Source organism: Desulfosporomusa polytropa, from assembly GCF_055380075.1.
In genome coordinates, this window is the sequence record NZ_AP042400.1 from 3,656,239 (window position 1) to 3,683,036 (window position 26,798).

The window sequence follows — 26,798 nt, forward strand, 5'->3', positions numbered from 1 at the left end:
CTCTTATAATCCAAAATCTTTTTCCGTTTTTCCAGCATCTGCGAAAAATAACGCTTGACCATACTTATCTTTGCCAAAAGTACTAATCAAAGCTTGCCCTTCACTTGATACGAGAAATGCACTAAAAGCTTTCGCACCGGCATTATTAACTTTAGCAAATTTTTCAGGGTTCACTTCCATTACATGATAAATATTCAACAATTTCGCATCGCCTTCTACCAGTATCTCTAACGCTAAATTTTTCTTTTGTGCTAAAAAAGTAGCTCGATCTGTCAAGGTATAGCCCTTTTTCTCATTAGCAATGTTTAACGTCTGCCCCATACCTGCGCCAACTTCTTGGTACCAGCTCCCTGATGGTACTACCCCAGCCTGTTTCCATAGCTTTTGTTCCATCTGATGGGTGCCTGACTTATCGCCACGCGAAAGAAATGGTGCCTGCGCTTTAGCGATAGCTTCCATCGCTGCAGTAACCGTCTGGCCTTTAGTCTTGGCCACATCATCAACAGCTCCAACGATAATGAAATCATTATGCATAACCATAAGACGATTAATAGCCGCACCACTGGCAACCACTTTTTTCTCAGCATCTGGTGCATGCACCAAAAGTACATCTGCCTCGCCCTTTTCCCCCATAGCTAAAGCTTGACCAGTACCAACTGCAATCGTTTTTACTTTATAGCCTGTCTTTTTTTCAAAAGCAGGAATAAGCACATCCAATAAACCACTATCTTGTGTACTTGTAGTAGTCGCAAGTATTAAATCCTGAACTACCGGTTTTGCTGATTCTTGCGGAGCCTTATCTTGCTTTGCCCCACAGCCAACTAAACCTACTATCATTAAGCCAATAAGTAGTACTGCCAGCAAATTTCTACTGTTCTTTTTATTCATCTTTGTTATCGCTCCCATTCCTTATTTTATATTTTTCATACATCTATATACTTCCCCATTATCAACTCAGTGCCATCAATTTCCCAGCATCTTTCAAATCATACCCACCAAGCGCTTCCACTTGCTGCTGAAACTCTGGCGACTGTAAGATCTTGATAATTAATGCCGGTCTTTCATCTTCAGGCGAAAAGTTCAAAATAAGATCATACCGCTCCTGCGCTACCGGAATAAAATCCAGCCCTAGCGCTTTAGCTGCAGCACGGATACCCATACCAGTATCAGCAGCACCGCCGGCAATGGTAGCCGCTACTGCCATATGCGTGCCTACCTCCTTATCATAGCCAGCGATTTTACTAGACTCGATACCGATTTTTTGCAGCTGGTAATCCAGCAACATGCGCGTGCCAGCGCCCCGCTGGCGATTGACGTATTCAATATCTGAACGTACTAAATCACACAGTCCCTGAATACCTTTGGGATTACCCGGCAGAACCATTAACCCTTGATCCCGCATGGCTAAATGCACCAACCGCCAAGATTCATTATTTTTCAAATAGCGATTTACATAGGGTACATTAAATTCGCCAGTCGTTTCATCAAGCAAATGTATCCCCGCAATATGCGCCTCATTATTACGTATTGCCATAATCCCCCCCATACTGCCAACATTAGCACACGACAACGCCAGGTTTGCCTGCCGCCTTAAAAATACGCCCAAAATTTCGAGTGCCAAGTCATGACTGCCTACCGATAAAATATTTTTACTGGCCTGTTGTCTGCCAAATAGTTTAACTTCGGTAACAGTTCCTGCTGCCAAACCATCTTTAGTCTCATTAATGACCAGCATCCCCTGTGCCTTGGTTAAGGAGCTTATTAAACCAGCTCCGCGTCCTAACGGGACAGCAACAATTTTGCCCTGCACTTCGCCTAACGACACCCTAACATATTCTTCTACACCAATATGTGAGTAAACTTGTCTGGACATAGTAGCCGCCACTGTTTCAACCTCTGGCTGCGGCAGTTTCTGTCTAGCATAGAGCACATTACGAGCAAATAGCTCTGCTGTCAACATCGCTGAAACCGGATATCCCGGAAGCCCGATAACCGGTTTTCCCTGGCAGATGGCTAGTACTACCGGTTTACCTGGTTTAATTGCTACACCGTGTACCAACACTTCGCCGAGCTCTGAGAGTATATCGGCAGTAAAGTCTTCTGTACCAGCTGAAGTTCCCGCATTAGTAATGACCATATCACTGACTTTCAAGCTATCAACAATCGCTTTTTTAATCTTTTGATAATCATCATACACAATCTCGTGGCGTGTCGGCTCGCCCCCCCAATTGGTTACAGCCGCGCACAACATATGAGAATTGCCATCTAAAATAGCCCCTGGCGTAAGTTCCTGATGAGTCGCCACTAATTCACTGCCAGTAGGAATAACTGTTACTTTAGGTTTAGCGACAACTTCCACACTATCCAGTCCTGCGGCCAGCAAAGCCGCAATATCTGAAGGAGTAATAACATGGTGTTCTGGCAGTACCATTTCATTGGCCACAATATCTTCACCAATAACACGGACATGCTGCCATGGCGCAGCAGCTGCAATAATCTCAGCACAGCCATCTGACATATGTACATCCTCGACCATTATGACCGCATTTGTACCGGAAGGCATTAAATCACCAGTATCTATAATATAGCAACTGGCATCTACAAACGGCTCGCCCGCCTTCAGCACCCGCAGTTCTTTTGGGGTAGTTTCGCCTGCGCCAAAGGTATCCTGCGCCCTTACCGCAATTCCGTCCATTGCCGCACCATTATAATGTGGCACTGACTGCCTAGCATACACACACTGAGCAGTTACTCGCCCTAACGCCTCACTGATACTAACTTCTTGCACCGGAAAGCTAGTGAAATACTCCACATTACTAAGTTTTTCCCACCATAGCTTCTCAGCCTGCTTCCGCGGCAGGGAGTCTAAATACGCTTTAACTTTATACAAAATACCACCTCCTCTTTACTGTTTTGTAATAAGCTCCACTTGTACCATTTCCTCGCTATATAAGCCGCCTTTGTCTGCTGGAATATGCACAATGCCATCAGCCGTTGACATAGTACTAATTAAACCTGATTTCCCTAAAACCGGTTCAGCCCAATATTTACCCGCCTTCTTAATTAACTGCACTCTAATAAAATCATCTCTGCCCGGTACGGAAGCCATACTGCGCGACAGCCGTGCTGGTATAGTATAACTAGCACTAATAACCTGACCAAGGAGCTTTTGTATTGCGGGTTTTACTATTTGAGCGCAAACAGTCATTGCTGCTACAGGATGTCCTGGCAAGCCAAACACCGGTACTTTTCCAACCATGCCAAAAATAGTGGGTTTACCAGGTTTTACTGCTACTCCGTGAAATAATACATCAGTTTTTCCCAACTCGGTAAGGACTCTAACAGTATGATCCCGAACCCCGACTGAACTACCGCCTGATACAACTACCATATTGCAATCCCGCACTGCCTGCGATACTGCTGCTAATAATTCCTCATATTGATCTTTTACTATCCCATGACGCCTAACTATACACCCGGCATCCTCGATCATGGCCGCCAATGCATACGAATTAATATCACGAATTTGACCGCCTACCGGAGTGCACGCTACATCGACCACCTCATCGCCGGTAGAAATAATTACGACCTCAGGTTTCTGGCGTACAGGCACTGTTACATACCCGCAAGCAGCCAAGGCCCCAATGTCCTGCGGCAAAATTTTGCGTCCCTGACTCAATATGAGGCGTCCTTTACTAATATCTTCCCCTTTAACAACTACATTTTCCCCAGGCGCAACTGCCTTTAAAACTAGTAAACTGCTATTATCAGGTCGTTCTGTATGTTCCATCATAACAACAGCATTTGCCCCAAGCGGCAACATACCACCAGTTGGTATCGTCACAGCCTGTCCAGGTTTTAACTGAATAAGGGTCTCTTGCCCCATCGCCACTTCACCCACAATATCAAATAATGCAGGCACACCTTCGCTGGCCCCAAACGTATCCATGCCACGTACTGCAAAACCATCAACAGTCGATCGGCTAAAAGGCGGCAAATCCTCTTTACTAACAACATCCTCGGCCATAATGCGGCCTAGTGCTTGAACCAAAGCGACTTGTTCGCTGCCCACTATCAGCCCAGCTAACTCATTCAATATCAATTGTTCTGCGTCATTTAGTGATATGCAATTAAAATATTCCATATTTAACGCTCCTTATACTTACCAAAACAGCCTAACTGGCAATCAGAAATTTTTACTCCGGTTTCTTTAGCTACCTCTCCAATTATTACCAGTGATACACCTGTTGACTCAGCTAACTGATGAGCCTCAACACAAGTTAGCTTTCCTTCTTTCGCTAACTCAACAAGTTTATTTTTAATATCTTGACGTATTTCCATTGATTTCATCAAAGTGAAATCCTCCTCAATGACTTATTGTTTATTTCCGAACAAAATTAAATTTATTTCCTTGGTTTTTTGAATAAAAACCTAAAGCCATTCGGTATGGACCGGGACAGCCTGGGGGTACGAACGCTATCCGGTCGCCTGGCTGAATGGGAAAATCTAAAGACTGCGCAAAACCATTTACAAAAACTATTTCAATTTCGTCCAGGGGAATCTCAAGTCGCTCAGCCAGTTTAGTGCCTGTAGTAGGCTCCTCAAGATCAATGACTAACGGGGTGGGCCAGCTTTTCTCCTTAAAAAACTTATACAAATGAAGAAACCCCCGTATCTCAATGGTTTTCCCAGCTTGTTCTGACATTTATATTCCTCCTTTTGAGAGTCTTTTTTATATTCTCCATTTTACTACATAATAAATAGGTATAGTTAGTTCTTTATAGCTTATGCATTGCGCATTTACTCTATGTTTCCGTTAACTCACAAACTATTCCTTCCAATCAGTGAAAATATAAATCAGGTTGGTTTACTTTCATGCTATGATGAATATAAACCAACCTTTTTACCATAAAGAGGGAACATTTTTAACTCTCATAAACCGTATATATTGCAAATTTTATGCCAATTATTCAAAAAGAACAAAATAAAGCGTCAATTCCTGTTAAACCAGGCAATTAACGCTTTTGGGGATTAGGAATTAATTTAATAGACTAACCAGACCGCCACACAACTGCACCATAGTGTTACCTGGAGAGTGCATAAATTGCGCAATAAATTTACACAATTTGCGCACTCTATAGAACACTTACTTTAGACCACTTAGCAGCCCCTCACCAACTCCTATATTAAATGAACTTAGCAGAAGAAGCTGTAACTAGTTTTTTATAGCATACAAACGCATCTTATTATATAAAGTATTTCGAGATATCCCCAATTCCTTAGCTGCGCGGCTAACATTGCCGGCAAATGCGTTGAGCTTACTAATTATCTTATCTTTCTCCGTAAATCCCGCTATCTGCTGCCGCTGTTCCCTGCTAAGAATAGTGTCATCTGGTTGTGGGGCTGCTTGTTCCCTGAGTGAAGATGGTGCATAAACCGCTTCAGGTAAATGCCTCACAGTAATAACCCCATTTTCAGCTAAACAGGCCGCGTGTTCAATCACGTTTTGTAGTTCTCGAACATTACCTGGCCAGTAATATCTGTTTAAATAAGCAATGACCTCGAATTCCACAGAATAGTTGCAACCTTGTTCGCGGCTCAACTTTTCTAAAAAATGTTCAAAAAGCGGTTGTATGTCTTCACGCCGCTCCCGCAACGGCGGAATAATGATTGACAGCACATTTAATCGATAATAAAGATCAAGGCGAAAGGTTCCTTTTGCTACTTCTTCCAGCAGATTTTTGTTGGTAGCACAAATCAAACGAATATTAATCGGGATCATCTTATCGCTGCTAATTCGCGTCACTTTTCTTTCTTGTATCACTCTAAGTAAGGCGATTTGCTGTTCGAGCGGCATGTCCCCGATTTCATCCAAAAAAAGAGTTCCACCAGACGCTAGTTCGAACTTCCCCGGTTTACCGCCTCGTTTCGCTCCTGTAAAAGCCCCTTCATCATAGCCAAATAACTCACTGCCAATCAGTTCCCGTGGAATGGCCCCGCAATTGACAGCCACAAATGGTCCATTATGGTTGGCACTTCGATTGTGAATGGCTTGGGCAAATATTTCTTTACCTGTACCACTTTCACCAGTCAGCAAAACATTTGATGTAGTGGCCGCAGCCCGTGTTGCAACATGGATAGCTTCGCAGATTTGAACACTTTTCCCAACTACATCGTTGAACTGCAATATGGCAGAGTTGCCAATAAAACGATTCACAATATTTTTCACTTGTTTGAGCGATCTGAGGAAAACAATGCCGCCAGTTACCACGTCTTGCTCATTAACTATCGGCTCCCGAGAAGCTACACACTGCCATCCGCTCCCCTGGATATCCACTATTATTTCGACATCGTGATAACTTTTACTAGCAGTTAGCAGCTCCCCTGATCTACTGTCAAATAAGCGCTTAAGTTCTATTCCTAAAATATGTTGCTCCGATTTTCCGAGCATAGCCTTGCCTGCAGGATTTATTTCGATTACAACCTCATTGTTATCAACTACCAGCACGCCATCGGAAACGGTATTAAAAAAATTGGTCACTCTTTTATTAAGCAAAACCAATTCACAATTTTTTTGCCAAATACTTAACTGCGCAGTAATAGCTTCAGCAATAACTGCTACAATTCCGAGAGTATGCAAATGGGACGCATGGGACGCGTATGATATATCTAAAACACCAACAATCCGTCCATTTGAATCATAAATCGACGCTGCCGAGCAGGCAAAAGAATGAATTTTTTTGCAATAATGCTCCGCACCTGATACCTGAAGTGGTTCGCCCAATTTGATTACTGTACCGATGGCATTAGTCCCTACATCTTCTTCCCGCCAGCTAACGCCCGGATAAAAGCATCTAGTCATTGGACTTTGCCTACTATCCTCATCGCATAACATTTCAAGAATACAGCCATTTTCGTCAGTTAATACAATTATAAAGCCAGAACCTTTAAAAAATTTATCAAGCTTAGACATAAAGGGTTTTGCTATCTGAATAAGTTTTTCCTTTTCTTTCAAAACCTTATGCAGATTCAAATCATCTAACTGGTGGTGAATTTGATCATTATAAGGATCTACCCCCCCATGATAGCACCTGTCCCACGACTCAATAATCTGTTGACGAGCTTTGCACGTATAGGGATTACCTGTCTGTAAAAATTTTTTCCATTCCACATACACAGGGTCCATCATGGGCAAAGCAACAATCGTCATACAACCCACCCCTTTCTTGCTAGTCATTCTGTTTATGCTATCTACACTGCTGCAATAATCACCAACACACCATCTGTAAAAAATACAATATCACCAGCGATACCACCCAACGGCTAACCACCACCAACTGGTGGAAACAAACCAACCCTGTCACCACTCTTTACTATCTTCTCAAACTCACACCCAATACCATTTATCATAATCAAGTGAATTTCTGCCGGATCAATTTCAATTTTTTTCACTAAATCAAGCACCGTAATTCCATCAGGCACATCTACTGTTATTACGCCATTCGGAGTTGATGGCGTATAACGCCTCAATGTAGCATACAAACGCACTTCCACTACCATACAAATCCTCCTATAACTATTTTCAAAAGTGAAGCAGTGTAATGCTGACTTATCAAAGTGATCATCGTAGTATTAAAAAGCCGGGCATAAGCCCGGCTTTTTTTAGTTGTTAGAAATTGTAGACTTCGTCGATTTCTTCAGGCGTGAAGTCCCAAACAGCATTATGCGGCGGGCATGGCTCATATTCAAAGAATTCAGGCAAACGGTCATGCGCGTTAGTAAAACCAGCTGCTGCATTAAAGGCTCTCTCTACTTTAAGAATTGATTTTCCGAGGGCAGTTACGTCGTCAGCAGTCAGCGACAGACCGTAGCGGGCATTGATCATATCAACCAGGGCGTTGAAGCCTTCCGGAATATCTAAGATAGCGAAGGCAATGAAGAGACACATACCTGTACTGTCAACAGCAGCAGTAGCAATCTGCAGGTTACGTGAGAGTTCTATTTGACCTTCCTTCTTAAGCGGATCAACATAACCGCCAATTTTCAGGATGTTGGTAGCAATACAGTAACCAGACGTATGGTCGGCTCCCATCGGAGTAGTGGCATAGGTCAGGCCGATACCTTTAACAGAACGCGGATCATAGGCCGGGATAGCCTGATCTTTAACAACAGGAGTACGGTATAGACCGCAAACCTTACCGACAATGGCTGTACCGCCGCCAATTATCCGGCCAAGTGGAGTAGGTGTGGCGATTTGTTTGATAGCATCCAAAGCAGCCTTGCCATCACCCCACGGCAACAAACCACCTTCGATCGCAGTCGCTACAGCAACAGAAACATCAATAGCATCTACGCCAACATCATCCATCGCACGGTCAATATAAGCGATGTCGTCGAGATCTTGAATACCAGCGCCAGCACCAAGGGCCCATACGGTCTCATACTCAAAACCGCTTGTAACGTATTTGCCGTTCTTATCTGGATACCACTGGGAACAACGAATGATACAGCCAGTGTGGCAACCATGGGAGACTTTGCCTTCACCGCCACGTTCACTGATTGTGGCATTCATGGTTTCACCGGAGATTTTGTCATTCCAGTCGATACGACCAGTGGTAAAGTTCTTAGCAGGCAAACCACCAGCTTCATTTAGGATGTTAATCAGTACGTCTGTACCATACGCCGGCAATGCTTGACCAGTAACCGGATGAGTCGTCAGAGCCTTGGCAAATACTCTGGCTGCTGCCTTGAATTCTTCAGGTTTCGCGATAGTAACTCCTGGTGCGCCGGCATCATCAATTACAAGGGCTTTTACCTTTTTTGAACCTAGTACTGCACCTAGACCGCCACGGCCAGCACTACGGATGTTGCCTTCTGGATCTTTAAAAGAAATATTAGCGGTAGGCAGTCGATATTCGCCAGCCGGGCCTGCCAGCGCGATACCAACTTTGGCACCATATTTTGCAGTTAAGACTTTAATCGCTTCGTAGTTACCACAACCGCCGAGGATTTCGGCCGGTGACTCCTCGATGGTTACACCACTCATGTCAATTTTAACGATATAGAATTTGTCCTCTGCAGGCATTCCTTCGATAACAAGCGCTTTAATACCCATTTTAGCCATCTTCTGGGAGAAAGTTCCACCTGTGTTACTTTCCTTGATGGTACCAGTCAACGGGCTCTTGGCACCTACGGAGAGCCGACCTGATTGGGCAGCATTAGTGCCGCTAAGAAGACCTGGAGCAAAGATCAGCTTGTTGTTTTTTCCCAGGGCATGGCATGTTGGCTTAACTTCGTCGTTAACAAAGTTTGAAGTAAGCGCACGACCTGCGAGAGCTGCATACTTCGCCGGGGCCTCATTTGTTGTAACTTCCTTGGTGGTCATGTTTACACGGATAAAATTATTCATGAAAAACCCTCCTAATTAATTTATTTTTAAATATAAAAAAAGAGGCGCTAAAAAAAATTTAGTACCTCTTCCTTTGCGCATTGGCGGGCGTGATAATTACTTATCGCACCTAATGTTTATTATATCCCGATGGGATAATAATAAATCGGAAGCCATTATTCGATTTTCTGATTACTAACTCCCATCACATAGTAACCACACCTATAAGATAGATGAATAAACAAAGGAAGCCCGTGTTAACGGACTTCCTTTGCACAATGGCTGGCACGAAGATTCCTCCTCGTACCCACGTTTACCATCACCTAGCTGGTAATAGTAACTCGGAACTCTTTAGTAATTTATATTCGCTGTATATTTTTATATTCCTGCAACTTTTTATAATTTTTATAATTTTTTAATTATTTATTTTCCGACTTGTTAGGGACAAGCAACAATTTGCCTCGCCCAGAGGCAATCGGAACACGAAGGACTGTTAGCCCAGCAATCCATTTCGTTACTATCTGTATAATTACAACCGTCCAGAAACTTGCAGTCCGTACAGGAAGGAAAGTGATTTTCATCGACAGTCTTCCTGAAATTGACGTACCCGAAGTCCATCCATATGGCTTGCAGCTGTTTTTCATTGACATTACCTAAATAATATGGATACATTTGTTTTTTTCTTCCATAGATATAACACTGATAGGTATGCATAAGGGCATAGCAGGGACTGACATTGCCTTTATGGTTTATGCACACCGATTTATCTTTTACAAACTTACAATTACGTTCTGTCCTCAATTTCATATTCGACATATGAGCGCGGATAGAGGTCAGCAACGATTCATGACCAAACAGACACCCAGTATCATCAATATCGTAAACTATTTCATCCTTCATGGATTCATGATAAGGTAGTAAGTTAGACACGATTACCTTGCTGGCATTTAGCTCCCAGGCCATCTGGATCAATTTAGGCAGCCTGGCATAATTCTTTTTCATAGCCACAAATTCTATTCCGAGTTCCGGCTTTTTGGTCTTTTGCAGCTGCTTCATAGCCTGCAGATTTTTTACATTATGAAAAACGTCCTGAAAATCGCCTCCTGGCCGGATTTGGTTATACTCTTCGGCCTCAGGGCTATCTAAGGAAGTAAACAGAATATCCAATTCTATATCGATCAGTTTTTGAATCGTTTCTTCCTGTAAAAAAGAACCATTGGTTATCATTTCTACCTTGAGGCCAAGTTCCTTCACCGCCCTCACCATGTCAAAAATTCTTGGATGCAGTAACGGCTCACCAAAACCGCCAAAGTGAACTGACTCCAGTTTAGGCAATTCCTTGAGATTTTTCACTATGTTTTCGAAGGTCTCCCACTCCATGTGCGCCAAATCATCTTGCCAGGAACTGCGAATACAAGTTATGCAGGAAAAATTACATTTCGTAGTGACCTCAATATATACTCGTTTTATATCCGGTAGCAGCGGGATTAGTCGATAGCCCCCTTCGGTTTGAATGAATAGGACCTCTTGGTCTGCTTCCAGGGATATAGGTAACTTCAAACAACCATCCTTAGCAATCCGAACCCGCTCTCCCTCAGCAACATTTCTAATTCCCTGATCTTCCAGTGTTTTTTTCATACCATACCCCCAATGATTCAGTGTCCTACTATTATCATAGAAATTTTCAATTGTCCTCTGCAACATCTGGGCATATAAATTCATATTCCTGGAGCTCATGGATAGTAGGGTCTGTACCGCATAACGGACAGGAAGCGTTCCTGCTCAATTTTATGGTGCAAAAGTCAGAAAACAGTCCATCAAAAAAAATCATTCGATCGTTTACAAGATTTCCTTGACCTGCTAAGAACTTTACAGCCTCTGCTGACTGGATAAAGCCCATTATTCCCGGTACCGGACCAAGCACGCCTGATTCAGCACAGGACGGTATACTGTCTGGAGCCGGAATATCAGGAAGTGTACAACGATAACAAGGACCTTTTTGGGGTAAAATTGTCCTGAAAGTACCGTCGAATCTGATTACCCCTGCATCGATCATCGGTTTTCCTGCAAAAAAGCAGGCGTCGTTTAATAAAAAACGGGTTGGGAAATTGTCCACTGCGTCGATTACGACATCATAACCTGCGATAATATTAAGAACATTTTCCTTACTTAGACTGATGTTATAGCGATTTATAGTAAGACCCGGATTTATGCTTTTTAAAAATACTGCGGCAGATTCCACCTTTGGCATTCCAATCCTTGACCTAGAATGGAGTATTTGGCGATTAAGATTACTTATTTCAACAGTATCATAATCGACCAGACCGATTGTGCCGACACCTGCTAATGCAAGCGCATACGCGGCAGGAGATCCCAAGCCGCCTGTCCCCACAATCAACACTTTGCGATCTTCCAATGGTGTCGCACGACAATCTTCCGGCTGTAGGGTACATAGCTCAGTTAACTTATGGTTAAGTTCCGCTCCATCAGCTTTTAAAAATTCCATAGATAGTAGATTAAAGTATAAAAAATCAGCTACTGCTGTGCCGATACCAAGTGCGAGTTTTATAACTTCCATTGCGCATAGCGCACCTGAAAGGCAGTTCGATAATAGCTCCCCATTCCTAGTATTATCTGGAACCTCATTGCCTGATATTTGCTGGGCAGTTAATAGCTTGGATAAGAATGCCTGCAAACAATCACTATCTTGGCTAATTTGCAGGCCTCCCTGCCAGCCTTGATAAAGGGATATTACAGAAGGTACAAAATTGGTATAAATCAGCTCCTGTTTCTTGATAATAAACTCCGGTCTTCCTAAAAAAATCCGAAAGTCGCTGTTACTACCGTCTGATAGTCCGATAGAGACATCATCGTTTAAATCATGGATACTGGCTAAGAGCTTATCGCTCCCTGTGGAGTCATCGAACTGACAGCTTATATGACCTACGCCGGCTGCTGCAAGATAGTATATAGCAGCGGCAGTGTCGCTTACATTTTTCCCGCAAACAAAAACTGACAACCCCAATAGTTTTTTCTGACCCGGCCCGCTTATTTCAGGTATTAGGATATGCCTTAAATATCTATTTATCTGCTCTCGCTCAAGTATCACAAAAATTGCCCTCCTTCTCCTTCTATATACAACGTGTTAAATACTTTTGCAGGTAGGTGGTGTGTTGGCAAACTTCTTTACTACGGAATATATATCTGAATAAACAAAAGAAGCCCGTGTTACCGGACTTCCTTTGCACAATGGCTGGCACGAAAATTCCTTCTCGCACCCACGTTTACCATCACCTGTCTGGCGATAGTAACTCGGAACTCTTTGTAATATATATAATTAGGCTATGTTACTTTATTTTTGATTAATAACATTGGCAGCCAAAAACTCAGCCATGTCTGATGCATCTTCTAAACTAAAATTTGGCACATCCTCATATACTTTAACATCTGTAGCCATAGCCAGCAGTTCTTCCCTACTACAGAGCGGAGTCTCTGAAGCGGCCTGACGGAAAACCTCAATTTTCCGTTTACTCTCACGTTTATAGCCTTCAGTAAAAATAATATCGACGCCGTCAATATAACCAATCACTTCGTCAAGCAAAAGTTCCTGTTCGACCTTTTTAATCATCGCCATTTTTTGTGGAGATGAAATACAAACGATATCAGACCCGGCCTGAGCATGACGCCAAGTATCTTTGCCTGGTTTATCAATATCAAAACCATGCACATCATGCTTAATAGTGGCAACTTTAAAACCACGACGTTTCATTTCACTGATTAATTTTTCTAGATATGTGGTCTTACCACAACCCGACTTACCTACAAGGGAAATTACTGGTATCATACATAGTTCCTCGCTTAAATTATTTAAATTTTCTATTATAAACTACTCATATTATAAACTGAAACAAAGAAAGAGTCTATTACGAAATGAAGATTTTTTGTGGTCTTCACTCAGCTGCTAAAAACAATAAACCTTCAATAAATTTTTTGATGTTAACTTTACCATGATAAGAACTTTTCCCTTGGATAGAAGCCATCTCGTTCCTGATTTCCTTAAAATCGAACAATGCGCCGCTGTACATCTCAAATTTATCATCGTGATAATCCTCAATCCCCATATTAGCCACATTCTGCATGGCTTTAGCAATGGCTCTCCGAACGCGCTGTTCAATCGTTTTAACATCCTGCTCAATGGCTTCTGACAGTTCCTGATATAGGTCATGCAGCTGATATGTCTGATCCTGTTCACCGCTCAAACGAACCTCTACCAATTGCGCTAACTGGTGAATATTTTTTGCCCCAGCTTCACTAATGATACCCAACTCAGAAAATATTCGATTAATCCGGTTCCGTTTCGCATTGTCATCCTGCTCGGCCGGCCTGGTATCAGAGCTGACATAACGAGCCGTTGTTTGCGAAATCAGTGACATAACTGCCCGCAGCCGCCTGCTTTCTTCCACCTTGCGGATTACCGATGTAATCTCCAAAACATTAATAGGCTTATGAATATAAAAATCAATTCCTGTCTCGTACGCTTTAGTAATCATAGGCTGACTAGTGCTTTCAGAAATCATAATAAACGAGGTTTCCACGCCTCTTTCCTTGAGCTTTCTAATTAATTCTACCCCATCCTGCCCTGGCAACAACAAATCAACCAATGCCACATCTGGGGCATACTCCGCAATGATATCCTCGCCCTTAAGCCCATCGCCACATTCAGCCACAATGGTTCCTAAGTCATATTTTTTAAGAATATTGCTGGTGATTTTTCGAATACTTACATCATCTTCAATAATAACGAACCGCATTTATCCACCCCCATCCACTATCTTGCTAGCTAGCCAAAGGCCTTACGCCCCCGAATCGTATATCTGTCAGGTTACCGCAATCTATATAAATTGGCAAGCGGCAGCAAAACAGTAAACACTGTTTTTCCTGGTTTTGATGTTAGTTGTATTTCACCACCTAATGATTCTGTTATGTTCTTAACATGACTAAGCCCCAGTCCTGTCGACATTTGCCCAGTTACTTCCGAAAACTTGGTAGAATACCCAGGAGCAAATATGAGCTCGGTTTCTTCGGGAGCAATGCCTGGACCATTATCGGCAACAACCAGTGCCAATTTACCATCACTGCATTGCCCTGTTACCGTAATAACACCAGTAGGCAACGCAGCCTCAATGGCATTAATAATCAGATTGTTCAAGATGGAAACAATATTGTAATACTTGTCGGTAATTAATTCGCCGTTATACGTAAAGGTAATGGTAACTGGCTTGTCCAAACTATTGATATATCTTCTCGTATTTTGCTCAACAATCTGAAAAAATTCCGAGAGTGGCAACCCCTCGTCGCTTACCGCTACATCCAAAATCTCTTCAATTCCTCTGGTTACGCGATAATAGTCCTTTTTGACCTCATGAATTTCACGGGCAATCTCAAGCGCCCGAGCGGCAGGGGAATTAAGCTGCGCTAACTCGCCAGGACAAGCCTTATTCATAGTTTGCGACAGCGTATAGCTTTTTTCCATAACTAACTCAATATCGGCTGATGATTTTTTCAGGTAAAATAATTCAGACCTAAGCTTAGCAATAATTAAGATTAAATCAGCATAGCGAGTCGCATAGTCTTCAGCCAACACAAAGTTGCGATAGCGCTTTAGTGAATAATAACCAACTACAGCTAATAGTGCACGACAAACCCCTACTGCTACTATATGTGATAAAATAGTCTCCAGACTTCGGCCAACCAGTTCCCAGCGGATAACAAGTTCCACGCAATTACTGGCAATATCGCAAAGGCATAATAGTAAAATAAGCGCCGGAATGTTATCAGTGCGATCACGTATCTTAAAAAGCCTAAACAACAGGCCATATACCACATAATACCAAAAGGACGCCAGGTTATTCATAAAAGCACTAACCAGCAGCTCATCATCAAACGGATATTTAATAGCTGTACGCAGCAAGAGAACCAGCGCACCTGATAAAACCGCGACCCGAACAATGGGTAATTGCTTAAAATATAGTAGCAGTGTGGCTAATACAACTACACTTAGTGTAAAGCGGAAATTACCGTCAAACGGGTAGGTAAACAGCATATTTGTTATGCTTACCAACAACGCAACATTAATTGTCATAACAAAGGATACCCGCTCATTCTATTTTGGCAAATACCAATAAAAGCTGTCAACACTCTTGCTGTTACTCCCCAAATGACATAGTGGTTATATTGGTAGAAAAGGACTGGGTATTTAGCACGTCCCCGGTAGCCTTGAGGATACTCGGCCGGCAGCAGTTCGAATGGGAAGCCTGTCAGAGGCCTGGTAGCGGTTTCCATATATGCAGTCTGCGGTTTAGCTGCAAGCAAAAAATCCAGCGGCACAGTAAAAACCTCGGCTACTTCATCCGTATTGGGCACCACCACTGCGTCAGTTGCAATGTGTACCGCATAAGGATAAAGAATAACGCCGATCGGACTAACTAGTAAATCCAATGCTCCCAAGGCCGCAATATCGTCCTTTTTTACCCCAAGTTCTTCGACAGTCTCCCGTATAGCGGCTTCAAGCGGACTGCTGTCCCGGCTTTCGATGCGGCCACCGGGAAAACAAATCTCGCCAGGCTGCCAGTTTAGCTTTCCTGAACGCACCTCAAATAAAACCGCAGGTTGTCCTGCTATCTCAATAAGCGGTATAGTAACAGCTGCTTGCAAATAATCCTCTGCATTGGCAATTTTGCCTGAGTGACTGGGTAACGCACCGGCCAAGGCCCTTCTCACAGTATGAGTATCCATGGCTCCACCTCTTATATTTAAAGTTCGATTTTCCCTTCTAAGCCGGGTGTAATTATCTTTTTTCCATCAGTTGTGATAAAAATCGCCTCCGTCCCTGGATACTGTTTAAGCAGTTGTTGCCCTTTTTCAACCCCCAACACAAACATGGCTGTACTTAGTATATCCACATTGCTATCTGCTTTAGCTACAATGGTGACACTGGCAATTTCCCTTGGCTGATAGCCAGTACGCGGGTCAATGATATGCGAATACCGTACATCATCTTTAATAAAAAATCGTTGATAGTCGCCTGATGTTTCCAGTACATCCCAGTCAGCCAGCGCTATCTTGGCTGCAATCCCCTCAGAATCACGCGGGTCTTGTACACCAATACGCCAGGGCTGCCCGTCCGGACGCTTGCCAATAATCCGCACATCGCCGCCAGCGTTTACCAATGCCGACTTAATCCCGTGGGCTTTGAGAGCGTCAATAGCCTTCCGATCAGCATACCCCTTCGCTATTGCCCCAAGATCAATTCGCATACCAGCTTTTGGCAAAAACACAGTATTAGCCTTATCATCAATCTCAATTAGCTGAAAGTTGACTAACGGTAAGAGCGCTTTAATCTCGGCATCGCTGGGCACAAATTCCCCTTTATGGCCCACACTCCATAATTCCGTAAGCGCCCCTACACTTACATCAAGCGCACCGTTTAACTGCTCAGACCGGCTGCGCGCCAGCTTTAGCATTATGATGACATCAGGATCAACCTGCACCTTTTCTTGACCTGCAGCCTGGTTGATCTTCGACACTTGGCTGCTTTCATCAAACCGGTTTGTCAACTCATTAATCCGTTTAAACTCGGCAAAGGCCGCCTTAACACCCGCCTCATTGCCATTACCGTATGCCGTTATCTCAATAATCGTATCCATAAGAAACTGAGTTTCTTTGTACGGTTTGTCAGTAAATAGACTCCTGGTTGAGCAGCCTGCACCAACAACAAGCAGAAAAATCAACAAACCACTTGTAACTACACGACTTAAAATATTCATAAATTATGCTAGCCTCCGGACACAATATAGTAGCTTACCGTTTTTCTATTATTTATTATACCATTGAATCCAGCAGCAGGGAGTATATTACCATAAACGTAATGTAAAAATTCAAAAAAAAATTGACTACTCAGCAGGAATAATTCGACCTATAGCGAATAACCTATGTAGATGAAAATATTCACAAGATAGTGTGTCATGAAGATGCCTAGGTTCTGAAGAACCGGTGAACTATTTTCTCCAAACAATTTGATACCGTTGAGTAAGGCTACGAAAGTCTCTTCCTGGCAGCAAATGACCAGGGTTTCTTAGTAGTCTTTTTTTGTACCAACCAGTCCCCCTTACTTATTAACTAAATTAATAGGAGTGATTAAATCATGCATATGGCAGACGCACTTATCTCCCCAGCCGTTGGCGGGGTTATGTGGGCAGCAACCGCTGGCGTAGCCGCTTACGCCGCCAAAAAAGTTCAAAACGACCTTGATGATCGCAAAATCCCGCTGATGGGAGTATTGGGAGCCTTTGTCTTCGCCGCCCAAATGATTAATTTCACTATCCCTGGCACAGGGTCCAGTGGTCACATAGGCGGCGGGCTCTTGCTTGCCATCTTACTGGGACCGCAGGCCGCCTTTCTAACAATTACCTCAATCTTAACTATTCAGGCCTTATTTTTTGCCGACGGCGGCATTTTAGCTCTTGGCTGTAACATTTTCAACATGGGCTTTTTAGCCTGCTTCATTGGCTACCCACTTATTTATAAACCACTAACTGGCAATAACCCTTCACAGGGACGCCTATTCCTCGGCTCAGTATTAGCTGCCGTAATTGGCTTGCAGCTAGGGGCTTTTGGCGTTGTCCTGGAAACCCTATTTTCAGGAATTTCCGAGCTGCCCTTTAGCACCTTTGTGCTCTTAATGCAGCCTATTCACCTGGCAATCGGTCTTGTCGAGGGACTGATTACTGCCGCTATCGTGATGTTTATTATGAAAGAATCCCCTGAAATCTTGCAGAAAGCAGCTAAGGGGCAACCCTTGGGTACTATTTCTATCAAAGGCGTATTAGTTACTCTGCTTATTGCCGCCATGCTTACTGGCGGTGCTCTAAGCTGGTTTGCTTCTGCCAACCCGGATGGCCTTGAATGGTCTATTGCGGGAGTTACCGGTGAAGATGAATTAAAAGCTCCGGAAGGAATTCATAGCTTCTTTGCCGAATTACAAGAGAAAACCGCATTTTTGCCTGACTATAACTTGAAACAATCAGAACAACCAGCAGTCGCCGAAGCTAAAGCAGCTGAAGAAGCAGCAGCTTGGCCAGCTGTTGACAGCGGCACTTCCATTGCAGGTATCTTAGGATCGCTGTTGACATTAGCCCTTGCCTACTCAATTGGTAAAGGCTTGCGGCGTTTCGCTAAAGAATAATTTAAATGGATTTGCTTTGTATATAGCACGTTAAATCTTTGCAGGCAAGCGGGTGGTGTGTTAGCAATACATTACCTGCCTGAGCCTGCAAAACTTCTTTAATATGGAATATAGCTTGTAAAAGAGGTTGATTTATGCTAAAAATTGAAGCTAACTGGATCGACTTACGCTATCTTGATGCGCTTGCCAACCAAAACACTTTTATTCACCGCCTCAACCCTTGCGTCAAGCTGATTGCTGCCCTTAGTTTTATTATTGCCGTTACATCTTTCTCCAAATATGAAATTACCGGACTCTTTCCTTTTTTTCTCTTTCCGGTAGTCTTGCTTTCCTTAGGCAATCTTCCTGCTGCCCCCATCCTTAAACGCTTGCTGCTGGTAGCACCCTTTGTCTTGTTTATCGGCATATTTAATCCGTTTTTCGATCATACGCCAATCACGAAAATTGGTTCTATCGTTATTACCGGCGGCTGGGTTTCCTTTTTTTCCATCACCATCAGGCTATGCCTGACAATTACTACTGCCTTAATTTTAGTAGCAACTACGGGGGTTGATGCCCTTGGCTCGGCGTTACTTAAAATTGGCGTACCCAGAATTATTGTTATTCAACTGTTATTTATGTTTCGCTATTTGCATGTTTTAGTTGAGGAATTCGTACGTACTGCGACCGCCTACAGCTTGCGTTCATTCCATGGCGAGGGGGTGCAGTTCCGAGCGTGGGGTTCACTCCTAGGGCAGCTCTTGATTCGTTCCATTGACCGCGCTAACCGTATTTATCAATCCATGCTTTGCCGCGGCTTTGACGGCGAAGTACGCCTACTGCGTACCAGTACGCTTACCACATCAGACATAGGCTATCTTACCTTTTGGCTAGTCTTTTTCGTACTCATCCGTTGCTTTGATGTTCCAGAACTACTAGGTAAATTACTCATGGGGGTTTACTAATGAGCCATCATATTGTCGAACTAAAAGATGTAACCTATACCTATCCTGATCAAACAGAAGCTTTGCGTGGGTTGTCTGTCCGTATCACTCATGGCGAATCAGTTGCTATCGTCGGAGCCAACGGCTCAGGAAAAACCACCCTGCTCTCCCATCTGATCGGCGTACTTTTCCCTACTAGCGGCTCAATCAATATCGGCGGTTATCCCGTAACGAAAAAAACCTTACCCCATGTGCGCCGCGCCGTCGGTATGGTCTTTCAAAATTCCGATGACCAACTATTCATGCCGACAGTTTATGACGATGTCGCTTTCGGCCCCCTGAATCTAGGGTTTCCTCCCGAAGAAGTTGACGCCCGCGTAACCGCTGCTCTAACCATAGTAGGAGCATTACATCTTAAGGATCGTACTCCTTATCGGCTATCAGGCGGTCAAAAGCGTTCGGTAGCTATTGCCGCTGTCCTGGCTATGGACCCTTGCATTTTGGTCATGGATGAGCCTACCGCCGGCCTGGACCCGGCCGCACGCCGTCAGCTTATTAACCTGCTCAAAACTTTTGAGCATACAAAGATTATTGCTACCCATGACCTGGACCTAGTTTTAGACCTCTGCGCCCGCACAGTAGTGTTAAGCGCTGGTACAGTCATTGCTGACGGTCCCACGTTGGACATCTTTAGTGATGAAGAACTTCTTAATAAAGCACATTTAGAGAAACCCTTCCGCATGCAAGGTTGCCCTATCTGTCATCCGCCAAAACAGTGAACTTGTTTAATAAGGCTGAACAAACAATGAAAAAAACCCATCATCGAATTTCGGTATATCCCCAAATTCGATGATAGGTTTTTTTATATTGTATACTCGACACGGCCAACGACAGACCCCGAACATGATGTTCATTCTGCCACCGAACGGCTATGTATACTTTATTCATGTGCTTATTATAGCATCTATGTATACAAAAATCAATCTGAATTTTGGGGCAGATATGCACTAACCTTTTTCTTTAAAATACCAAAATCACCCACTGAAATGCGGACAATTTTTGGCACAACCAAAACTACTCAATTCCATGTTATACCTAAATAGAACAGGTACTCTTTAGAGCTGGCTTTGTTGTCAAATCAACAGGTTGAACTGTCTTCATCAAGGCAGCTAAATAATAGGATAATTATAATGATAATTATGACCCAACTATTGCTGCCGTGACCACCACAACCTTTACCAAAACCAAAACCCATATATATACCTCCTTTATTATGTAGTAGGGGAGATATTATATACTATGGTATTGGCGTGATTTTGCTACTAATTTCGCTCTATTATAAGAGGATCCTGTCACACGATGAGGCTTACATATATTATTGCACTATCAAAGAAAAAGCTGCCGCACTAAGTTACTTAGTGTGGCAGCTCTTGTTTGTAAGTATTGACTTAATTAACTATAGGCTTAACAGCTTAAACTATCGTCATCACCGCAGCAGCATAACAGTAAAATTATTATGATGATGATCACAACCCAGGAACTCCCACCGCGACCATGGCCACCACAACCGCCAAAACCAAAGCCCATTTTAAATTCCCTCCTTCCGCTTAGCTATCATATAGGGGTTCATTGCAATGTATATTATGCTGGTGGCTATTATTTAGTTACTGCTGTATTGTATTGTTTTCTTTGCTTCACCTATCCTTATTTAAAATAAGCTGCAAGTGTATCTTACTGATTCGCTACCTCTTATTGGCATACGGCAGTAGAAAAAACTCTTCTTCATCCCGCAAATTTTTTAGATATCTTTTGAAATAGATAAATATTAAATTGCCCTTCTACATCTTTTTTTAAATCCATCTCTTGATTTGAAAGTAGTGTTCCTTGAGTATATCCATCTACAAATGTATAAACATTTTGTCCATACCATGATAATAAATCCATCCCTTTTTGAGTGATTTTCTCTATTGCATGATTATGAAGATAATGCCTGATATGAAATTTGTTAGGATTTTTGTCAAGTGATTGAATTGCTTCATTAGGAGTTGATATAAATAACAAGCCGCTTGGCTTGATACTTTTAATTATTTCCTCTAGTAAACTATCGTCATCCTCTACGTGCTCTAATGATTCAAAGCATGTAATCGCATCATACGCTTGCGTAGGAAGAACAAACGGAAATAATTTGTAGCAAAAAAAATTATTAGGTAGAATATAATGCTCATTTGCGAAATCAATTGCCTCTTTAGAACCGTCTATACCATAAACAACCACTGTGCCTTTTAAGCTGTTCCCTAAATGAAAAGCACCATATCCTGTCCCTGTAAATACATCTAAAATTGATATACTTTTCTTTTTAATATTTCTAATTGTTTCACCAGCAAAAATATATCTTGCTAAATGGTCATACCTAATTTCATCAAGTGTTACGCCGGTTTGGCGCTCGCCACTATACAATGAATAATCTTTCACTACTAAACATCCTCCATCATCAACATTGGGGCAACTATACATTTTATAGTATTCATACCTAGATCGATAGGTAACACTCACTTAGCCTAAATCATATAGTATAAATGTAATTACTCTTAGTGGAGTAATGACTTTATTACTAATGCGGCCGTATTAGTCCTACTCCTAGAAAAAGAAGGGAGGTATTTTGTGCAAAAGGTTGCGTTGATTACCGGAATCACTGGCCAGGATGGAGCTTACTTGGCTGAGTTTCTGTTAAATAAAGGATATTATATACATGGGATAAAACGCAGAAGCTCTCAGTCTAATACTGATCGGATTGATCATTTATATAAAGACATTCACGAAAATGATATTCGTTTTTTTCTCCACTATGGTGATCTTACCGACTCTACAAATTTAATTCGTATCATTCAACAAGTTCAACCTGATGAAATTTACAACCTGGCTGCGCAAAGTCACGTCCAAGTTTCATTTGAAACTCCGGAATATACAGCTAATGCCGATGCTATTGGAACTTTAAGGCTACTCGAGGCCATTCGAATCCTCGGATTAACAACAAAGACCCGGATATATCAAGCATCCACTAGTGAGTTATTTGGGAAGGTACAAGAAACACCCCAAAAAGAGACGACCCCTTTTTATCCGCGTAGTCCATATGCCGTCGCTAAAATTTACGCTTACTGGATAACAGTAAACTATCGGGAAGCTTACGGGATATACGCATGTAATGGTATTTTATTTAACCATGAGTCCCCTATCCGTGGCGAGTCCTTTGTAACCCGTAAAATCACCAGGGCAGCAGCACGCATTAAGCTTGGCTCACAAGAAAGCTTATATCTTGGTAATCTTGATGCCAAGCGAGACTGGGGCTATGCCGGTGACTATGTAAAAGCCATGTGGCTGATGCTTCAACAAGAGCAGCCGGAGGATTATGTTATTGCCACAGGCAAGACTCATTCGGTACGAGAGTTCGTAGAGTTAGCATTTAAAAATGCCGGCATTACTATTGTATGGCGTGGCACCGGATTGGAAGAGAAGGGAATAGAGCCGGCTAGCGGCAAGGAACTTGTCCATATAGACCCTCGCTATTTTAGACCAACTGAAGTGAATCTTTTACTAGGTGATCCGAGCAAAGCAAGAGAAAAATTAGACTGGACATCGGAGACCAGCTTCGAAAAGCTTGTAAGTATGATGGTTGCAGAAGATCTAAAAAATGCACAACGGGATCTTTTATGCAAGAAAAACGGTTTCGGGGTTAGTAACTGGAGCGAGTAAGAACAGTGCTATTAGCAAAGTATGAAGTTACTCCTGTCGAGTAAAAAAGAAAGGAGATATTTTGTGCAAAAGGTTGCGTTGATTACCGGTATCACTGGCCAAGATGGAGCTTACTTAGCTAAACTTTTGTTAGAAAAAGGCTATTATGTACATGGAATAAAACGCAGAAGCTCTCAGTTTAACACAGATCGGACTGCTCACGTATATAACGGTATTAACGATACTGATATTCGTTTTTCTCTTCATTATGGTAATCTTACCGACTCTATAAATTTAATTCGTATTATTGAACAAGTTCAACCTGATGAAATTTACAACCTGGCTGCGCAAAGTCACGTACAAGTTTCATCTGAAGCACCAGAAGATACAGCTAATGCTGATGCTATCGGCACTTTGAGACTACTTGAGGCCATCCGAATCCTCGGATTGACAGCAAAAACCCGTTTTTTTCAAGCATCCACTAGTGAGTTATTTGGCAAGGTGCAAGTAACGCCGCAAAAGGAGACGACACCTTTTTATCCACGTAGTCTATATGCCGCCGCTAAAATTTACAGTTACTGGATAGCAGTTAATTATCGGGAAGCTTACGGGATATACGCATGTAATGGTATTTTATTTAATCATGAGTCCCCTATCCGCGGCGAGTCCTTTGTAACGCGTAAAATCACCAGGGCAGTAGCACGCATTAAGCTTGGCTCACAAGAAAGCTTATATCTTGGTAATCTTGATGCCAAACGAGACTGGGGCTATGCCGGTGACTATGTAAAAGCTATGTGGCTGATGCTGCAACAAGAGCAGCCGGAGGATTATGTTATTGCCACAGGCAAGGCTCATTCGGTACGAGAGTTCGTAGAGTTAGCATTTAAAAATGCCGGCATTACTATTGTATGGCGTGGCACCGGATTGGAAGAGAAAGGAATAGAGCCGGCTAGCGGCAAGGAACTTGTCCATATAGACCCTCGCTATTTTAGACCAATTGAAGTAAATCTTTTACTAGGTGATCCGACCAAAGCAAGAGAAAAATTAGGCTGGACATCGGAGACCAGCCTCGAAAACGTTGTGAGTATGATGGTTACAGAAGATCTAAAAAATGCACAACGGGATTTGCTATGCATAAATAATTGATTTCTGGGTTAGCGACTGGAGCAAGAAATAATTAAGGGGCCTCGCTGAAACTATAGTTTCAGCGGGCCCCATCTAGCTATTCAGGACTTTTTCCAGGCAATTCGCAAAGTGGATAATACCGTGTTCTGAGATAATCCGATTTATAGCATTTTCTCTAAGCTGCTGCCAAAGCTCTTTATCAGTATACAGACGCCTGCACTGCTTAGCAAACTCTGTTGCAGTATCCCCAACCAGCACTTCTTGCTCATGCCGCCAATCCAGCTGCTTTTCTAAAATTGGTGTTAACACAACAGGAATTCCATACGCAGCAGCCTCAGGTACCTTGAGGGGAATGCCTGCCGCAAATCTCGTCGGCGCAATAAAAATCCGGCAATTATTATACCAATCTGTAAGGTCATCAATAGCGCCTAACAAAACTACGTCAGGAGAATTAATCTTTCTGAGCGCTTTTGCTCCATTCTTACCAATTAAATATAACTTAGCCCGTTCCTTGCGGTCGGCATTGATCAATGGCAGCACTTCGCTTGTAAACCACATCACAGAATCAACATTGGGCGTGCCGTCCTCCTCCATACGTCCTACAAACAATATATCTTTTCTTTCTTCAAATTTCTTACGCGTTGGGTTAGCCGCTAATGCATGACCTAAAACATGAACATCATTATATCCGGCATTCTTGAAATACTGTGCTTCTTGATTAGATACAGCTAGAATGGTATGTGAGACCTTAGCTAATGCCACTTCATTGTCAATGTGTTTGGCCACGTACTTTTCCGAGATTGACTTTCTTTGTATTTTCAACCTCTGAATCTCCCTGATTGACCAAATTGCTTCGGCATCATAGATAATTTTTAGTCCGGAAAATAAACCCGGACTTTTGTTATACAATTTATTTATTTTCATCATATTGGATGGCCGGCTAATAAATAAAACATCATAATAACCAGCCCGGTCTGTCAGGAAGCGTTCCAGTTTATTTATGCCATACCCTCCCCGTATAACCTCGATCGTGTCAGGAATAGCTTCATAAATATCCAGCCAATCATCTACTAGGTTAGGTTGGTTTAATGGATAAAAAGTAATAAACCAGCCATTTTCGGTGATTGTCTGTAAGATGCTTTTAGCTCTTGGATAACCGGCTCCTAAATTTTTCAAAGGAACACGATCATCCATAAATAACACGCGCCCCTTATAATTATTGTTCATCCTGGCGTACAATATGTTTTTAACACTATAGTTATGATGTTTTGCCAAGAAGTCAATATGGGTGCTAATAAATTTATTTCTATCTACTTCCATTTGGCATATGGCCTGCTCATTGGCAGCAGCGCTCCCATATTCAAAATGGTCCACCACTACAGCCGGGTCGTACACAACCCTCAGCCCGCGTTTCCATAAACGCATACAGTAGTCAATTTCTTCATAATAAGCGAGAGCATCTTTAACATCGAAACCGCCCATTTGACAAAATAATTCTGTCGGCGTCAGCAGAAAAACATCGGAACAATAGTCTACATCTCTTACAAACATAGCTTCATTCGTATCAGGCAATTCTCCACGCTTGTAACCCGAACATGTGCCGTCCTGCCACACCATAGAACCGGCTTCCTGCAGCAAGCCGTCAGATAAGATAACTCTGCCGCCAACAGCACCAATATTAGGCGCAGATTCGATTCTGGTAATTGCCTGCTGAATGCTTCCCTGGCGAACAATTGCAGCGTTGCTTACTAATAATAAATATTGGCCGTGCGCCTGGTGTGCCGTCATATTGACAGCCTTAACAAAACCCATGCTTTCAGCGTTGGTAATGACGCGAACACCGTTAATCATAGCTAACAGCTGTGCTGTAGCATCTGACGAAGCATTATTGACAATCAACACTTCGAAACTGCCGTTATCTTGACTATGAAGAGCTTTTATGCAAGCAAGCGTCAACTCGACCTGATTCCATAAAACGAGTATTATGGTTACCTTAGGAGAGCTAGGTGTACTAAAATTCAACTGTTGTTTGGCTGATAAAAAGACTTCCAGTTCTTCTTCTCTAGCCATACGCAAATCTGATTTAACACTATTTATATCAGTAAGACTTTTATGTGCTTCTATTATCTCTCGTCCAGGAGCAGAAATTTGATTTACACATTTTTTACTAGGACAGTACTGATCCTTTTCTCGCATTTTATCTAGTCCTTTTTCTCTCTATTCGCCAACCGTGAGGTTGTCATATTTTTTTACCGACTTAGTATTCAAATGTTTATATCCTTATTTAGGGTATTCATATTTGAAAAAACTGTGAATACTGCGAGCCAGCTTTCCCTGGACAATGGCGCTTATTCGCACGCTTTTGTGATTAACGCATATACTGAAATGT

The 26,798-nt window shown here is 42.6% G+C and carries 23 protein-coding genes; 5 read left to right on the forward strand and 18 right to left on the reverse strand.

Annotated elements, in window-relative coordinates; translation table 11 throughout:
• Positions 1 to 3: 3 nt before the first annotated feature.
• The 15 genes from ACZ449_RS18805 to ACZ449_RS18875 form a co-directional block, all read right to left on the reverse strand.
• Positions 4 to 888, reverse strand: a complete 885-nt coding sequence (locus ACZ449_RS18805) for an ABC transporter substrate-binding protein (protein ID WP_464257593.1) — start codon at positions 886 to 888, stop codon at positions 4 to 6.
• Positions 889 to 949: 61 nt separating this feature from the next.
• The gene (locus ACZ449_RS18810) at positions 950 to 2,890 is read right to left on the reverse strand and encodes a molybdopterin biosynthesis protein (RefSeq protein ID WP_464257594.1); all 1,941 of its coding nucleotides are present in this window, start codon (positions 2,888 to 2,890) and stop codon (positions 950 to 952) included.
• 15 nt (positions 2,891 to 2,905) lie between these two features.
• A complete protein-coding gene (locus ACZ449_RS18815; RefSeq protein ID WP_464257595.1) occupies positions 2,906 to 4,144 on the reverse strand; it encodes a molybdopterin molybdotransferase MoeA in 1,239 nt (412 codons plus the stop codon).
• 2 nt (positions 4,145 to 4,146) lie between these two features.
• Positions 4,147 to 4,350 (reverse strand): hypothetical protein, encoded by a 204-nt coding sequence (locus ACZ449_RS18820; RefSeq protein WP_464261904.1) that lies wholly within the window; start codon positions 4,348 to 4,350, stop codon positions 4,147 to 4,149.
• A gap of 31 nt (positions 4,351 to 4,381) precedes the next feature.
• Complete coding sequence (locus ACZ449_RS18825; protein WP_464257596.1) at positions 4,382 to 4,705, reverse strand: MoaD/ThiS family protein; 324 nt, start codon at positions 4,703 to 4,705, stop codon at positions 4,382 to 4,384.
• 510 nt (positions 4,706 to 5,215) lie between these two features.
• The gene (locus ACZ449_RS18830) at positions 5,216 to 7,210 is read right to left on the reverse strand and encodes a sigma-54-dependent Fis family transcriptional regulator (RefSeq protein WP_464257597.1); all 1,995 of its coding nucleotides are present in this window, start codon (positions 7,208 to 7,210) and stop codon (positions 5,216 to 5,218) included.
• Positions 7,211 to 7,323: 113 nt separating this feature from the next.
• A complete protein-coding gene (locus tag ACZ449_RS18835) occupies positions 7,324 to 7,560 on the reverse strand; it encodes a MoaD/ThiS family protein (RefSeq protein ID WP_464257598.1) in 237 nt (78 codons plus the stop codon).
• 109 nt (positions 7,561 to 7,669) lie between these two features.
• The gene (locus tag ACZ449_RS18840; protein ID WP_464257599.1) at positions 7,670 to 9,409 is read right to left on the reverse strand and encodes an aldehyde ferredoxin oxidoreductase C-terminal domain-containing protein; all 1,740 of its coding nucleotides are present in this window, start codon (positions 9,407 to 9,409) and stop codon (positions 7,670 to 7,672) included.
• Between the two features lie 417 nt (positions 9,410 to 9,826).
• A complete protein-coding gene (locus tag ACZ449_RS18845; RefSeq protein WP_464257600.1) occupies positions 9,827 to 11,026 on the reverse strand; it encodes a tungsten cofactor oxidoreductase radical SAM maturase in 1,200 nt (399 codons plus the stop codon).
• A gap of 46 nt (positions 11,027 to 11,072) precedes the next feature.
• Complete coding sequence (locus ACZ449_RS18850; protein ID WP_464257601.1) at positions 11,073 to 12,497, reverse strand: ThiF family adenylyltransferase; 1,425 nt, start codon at positions 12,495 to 12,497, stop codon at positions 11,073 to 11,075.
• A gap of 243 nt (positions 12,498 to 12,740) precedes the next feature.
• Entirely contained in the window at positions 12,741 to 13,232 is a 492-nt protein-coding gene (gene mobB, locus ACZ449_RS18855; protein WP_464257602.1) for a molybdopterin-guanine dinucleotide biosynthesis protein B, read from the reverse strand.
• A gap of 106 nt (positions 13,233 to 13,338) precedes the next feature.
• Entirely contained in the window at positions 13,339 to 14,199 is an 861-nt protein-coding gene (locus ACZ449_RS18860) for a response regulator (protein WP_464257603.1), read from the reverse strand.
• A gap of 71 nt (positions 14,200 to 14,270) precedes the next feature.
• A complete protein-coding gene (locus ACZ449_RS18865) occupies positions 14,271 to 15,530 on the reverse strand; it encodes a sensor histidine kinase (RefSeq protein WP_464257604.1) in 1,260 nt (419 codons plus the stop codon).
• Positions 15,527 to 16,183 carry an NUDIX hydrolase gene (locus ACZ449_RS18870; RefSeq protein ID WP_464257605.1) on the reverse strand — a complete coding sequence of 219 codons (657 nt, stop codon included), beginning with the start codon at positions 16,181 to 16,183 and terminating at the stop codon, positions 15,527 to 15,529. Before ACZ449_RS18870 ends, ACZ449_RS18865 begins: the two co-directional genes overlap by 4 nt.
• A gap of 17 nt (positions 16,184 to 16,200) precedes the next feature.
• Positions 16,201 to 17,214, reverse strand: coding sequence for an FAD:protein FMN transferase (locus tag ACZ449_RS18875; RefSeq protein WP_464257606.1), 1,014 nt, complete (start codon positions 17,212 to 17,214; stop codon positions 16,201 to 16,203).
• 377 nt (positions 17,215 to 17,591) lie between these two features.
• Here ACZ449_RS18875 and ACZ449_RS18880 point away from each other — a divergent pair, with 377 nt between their 5' ends.
• The 3 genes from ACZ449_RS18880 (at position 17,592) to ACZ449_RS18890 (ending at position 20,334) form a co-directional block, all read left to right on the forward strand.
• Complete coding sequence (locus ACZ449_RS18880; protein WP_464257607.1) at positions 17,592 to 18,632, forward strand: energy-coupling factor ABC transporter permease; 1,041 nt, start codon at positions 17,592 to 17,594, stop codon at positions 18,630 to 18,632.
• Positions 18,633 to 18,766: 134 nt separating this feature from the next.
• A complete protein-coding gene (gene cbiQ / locus ACZ449_RS18885) occupies positions 18,767 to 19,576 on the forward strand; it encodes a cobalt ECF transporter T component CbiQ (protein ID WP_464257608.1) in 810 nt (269 codons plus the stop codon).
• A complete protein-coding gene (locus ACZ449_RS18890; RefSeq protein ID WP_464257609.1) occupies positions 19,576 to 20,334 on the forward strand; it encodes an energy-coupling factor ABC transporter ATP-binding protein in 759 nt (252 codons plus the stop codon). The genes cbiQ and ACZ449_RS18890 overlap by 1 nt, the downstream gene beginning before the upstream one ends.
• Before the next feature lie 685 nt (positions 20,335 to 21,019).
• Here ACZ449_RS18890 and ACZ449_RS18895 read toward each other — a convergent pair.
• A complete protein-coding gene (locus ACZ449_RS18895) occupies positions 21,020 to 21,142 on the reverse strand; it encodes a hypothetical protein (RefSeq protein WP_021169817.1) in 123 nt (40 codons plus the stop codon).
• Positions 21,143 to 21,337: 195 nt separating this feature from the next.
• Positions 21,338 to 22,027: a class I SAM-dependent methyltransferase gene (locus tag ACZ449_RS18900; RefSeq protein ID WP_464257610.1), complete on the reverse strand. Its 690-nt coding sequence runs from the start codon at positions 22,025 to 22,027 to the stop codon at positions 21,338 to 21,340.
• A gap of 189 nt (positions 22,028 to 22,216) precedes the next feature.
• Here ACZ449_RS18900 and gmd (ACZ449_RS18905) point away from each other — a divergent pair, with 189 nt between their 5' ends.
• The gene (gene gmd / locus ACZ449_RS18905; RefSeq protein ID WP_464257611.1) at positions 22,217 to 23,305 is read left to right on the forward strand and encodes a GDP-mannose 4,6-dehydratase; all 1,089 of its coding nucleotides are present in this window, start codon (positions 22,217 to 22,219) and stop codon (positions 23,303 to 23,305) included.
• A gap of 63 nt (positions 23,306 to 23,368) precedes the next feature.
• Positions 23,369 to 24,430 carry a GDP-mannose 4,6-dehydratase gene (gene gmd, locus ACZ449_RS18910; protein WP_464257612.1) on the forward strand — a complete coding sequence of 354 codons (1,062 nt, stop codon included), beginning with the start codon at positions 23,369 to 23,371 and terminating at the stop codon, positions 24,428 to 24,430.
• Positions 24,431 to 24,502: 72 nt separating this feature from the next.
• Here gmd (ACZ449_RS18910) and ACZ449_RS18915 read toward each other — a convergent pair whose 3' ends face one another.
• Positions 24,503 to 26,605 (reverse strand): glycosyltransferase, encoded by a 2,103-nt coding sequence (locus tag ACZ449_RS18915; protein WP_464257613.1) that lies wholly within the window; start codon positions 26,603 to 26,605, stop codon positions 24,503 to 24,505.
• Positions 26,606 to 26,798 lie beyond the last annotated feature (193 nt).

What these genes read in the sequence shown, in the direction of transcription:
- ACZ449_RS18890 (WP_464257609.1), top strand. Translation starts at nt 19,576, where the DNA reads ATGAGCCATCATATTGTCGAACTAAAAGATGTAACCTATACCTATCCT.
- ACZ449_RS18860 (WP_464257603.1), bottom strand. Translation starts at nt 14,199, where the DNA reads ATGCGGTTCGTTATTATTGAAGATGATGTAAGTATTCGAAAAATCACC.
- ACZ449_RS18880 (WP_464257607.1), top strand. Translation starts at nt 17,592, where the DNA reads ATGCATATGGCAGACGCACTTATCTCCCCAGCCGTTGGCGGGGTTATG.
- ACZ449_RS18875 (WP_464257606.1), bottom strand. Translation starts at nt 17,214, where the DNA reads ATGAATATTTTAAGTCGTGTAGTTACAAGTGGTTTGTTGATTTTTCTG.
- ACZ449_RS18830 (WP_464257597.1), bottom strand. Translation starts at nt 7,210, where the DNA reads ATGACGATTGTTGCTTTGCCCATGATGGACCCTGTGTATGTGGAATGG.
- cbiQ (WP_464257608.1), top strand. Translation starts at nt 18,767, where the DNA reads ATGCTAAAAATTGAAGCTAACTGGATCGACTTACGCTATCTTGATGCG.
- ACZ449_RS18915 (WP_464257613.1), bottom strand. Translation starts at nt 26,605, where the DNA reads ATGCGAGAAAAGGATCAGTACTGTCCTAGTAAAAAATGTGTAAATCAA.
- mobB (WP_464257602.1), bottom strand. Translation starts at nt 13,232, where the DNA reads ATGATACCAGTAATTTCCCTTGTAGGTAAGTCGGGTTGTGGTAAGACC.
- ACZ449_RS18820 (WP_464261904.1), bottom strand. Translation starts at nt 4,350, where the DNA reads ATGAAATCAATGGAAATACGTCAAGATATTAAAAATAAACTTGTTGAG.
- ACZ449_RS18835 (WP_464257598.1), bottom strand. Translation starts at nt 7,560, where the DNA reads ATGGTAGTGGAAGTGCGTTTGTATGCTACATTGAGGCGTTATACGCCA.
- ACZ449_RS18825 (WP_464257596.1), bottom strand. Translation starts at nt 4,705, where the DNA reads ATGTCAGAACAAGCTGGGAAAACCATTGAGATACGGGGGTTTCTTCAT.
- ACZ449_RS18865 (WP_464257604.1), bottom strand. Translation starts at nt 15,530, where the DNA reads ATGACAATTAATGTTGCGTTGTTGGTAAGCATAACAAATATGCTGTTT.
- ACZ449_RS18805 (WP_464257593.1), bottom strand. Translation starts at nt 888, where the DNA reads ATGAATAAAAAGAACAGTAGAAATTTGCTGGCAGTACTACTTATTGGC.
- ACZ449_RS18870 (WP_464257605.1), bottom strand. Translation starts at nt 16,183, where the DNA reads ATGGATACTCATACTGTGAGAAGGGCCTTGGCCGGTGCGTTACCCAGT.
- ACZ449_RS18895 (WP_021169817.1), bottom strand. Translation starts at nt 21,142, where the DNA reads ATGGGCTTTGGTTTTGGCGGTTGTGGTGGCCATGGTCGCGGTGGGAGT.
- ACZ449_RS18815 (WP_464257595.1), bottom strand. Translation starts at nt 4,144, where the DNA reads ATGGAATATTTTAATTGCATATCACTAAATGACGCAGAACAATTGATA.
- ACZ449_RS18845 (WP_464257600.1), bottom strand. Translation starts at nt 11,026, where the DNA reads ATGAAAAAAACACTGGAAGATCAGGGAATTAGAAATGTTGCTGAGGGA.
- ACZ449_RS18840 (WP_464257599.1), bottom strand. Translation starts at nt 9,409, where the DNA reads ATGAATAATTTTATCCGTGTAAACATGACCACCAAGGAAGTTACAACA.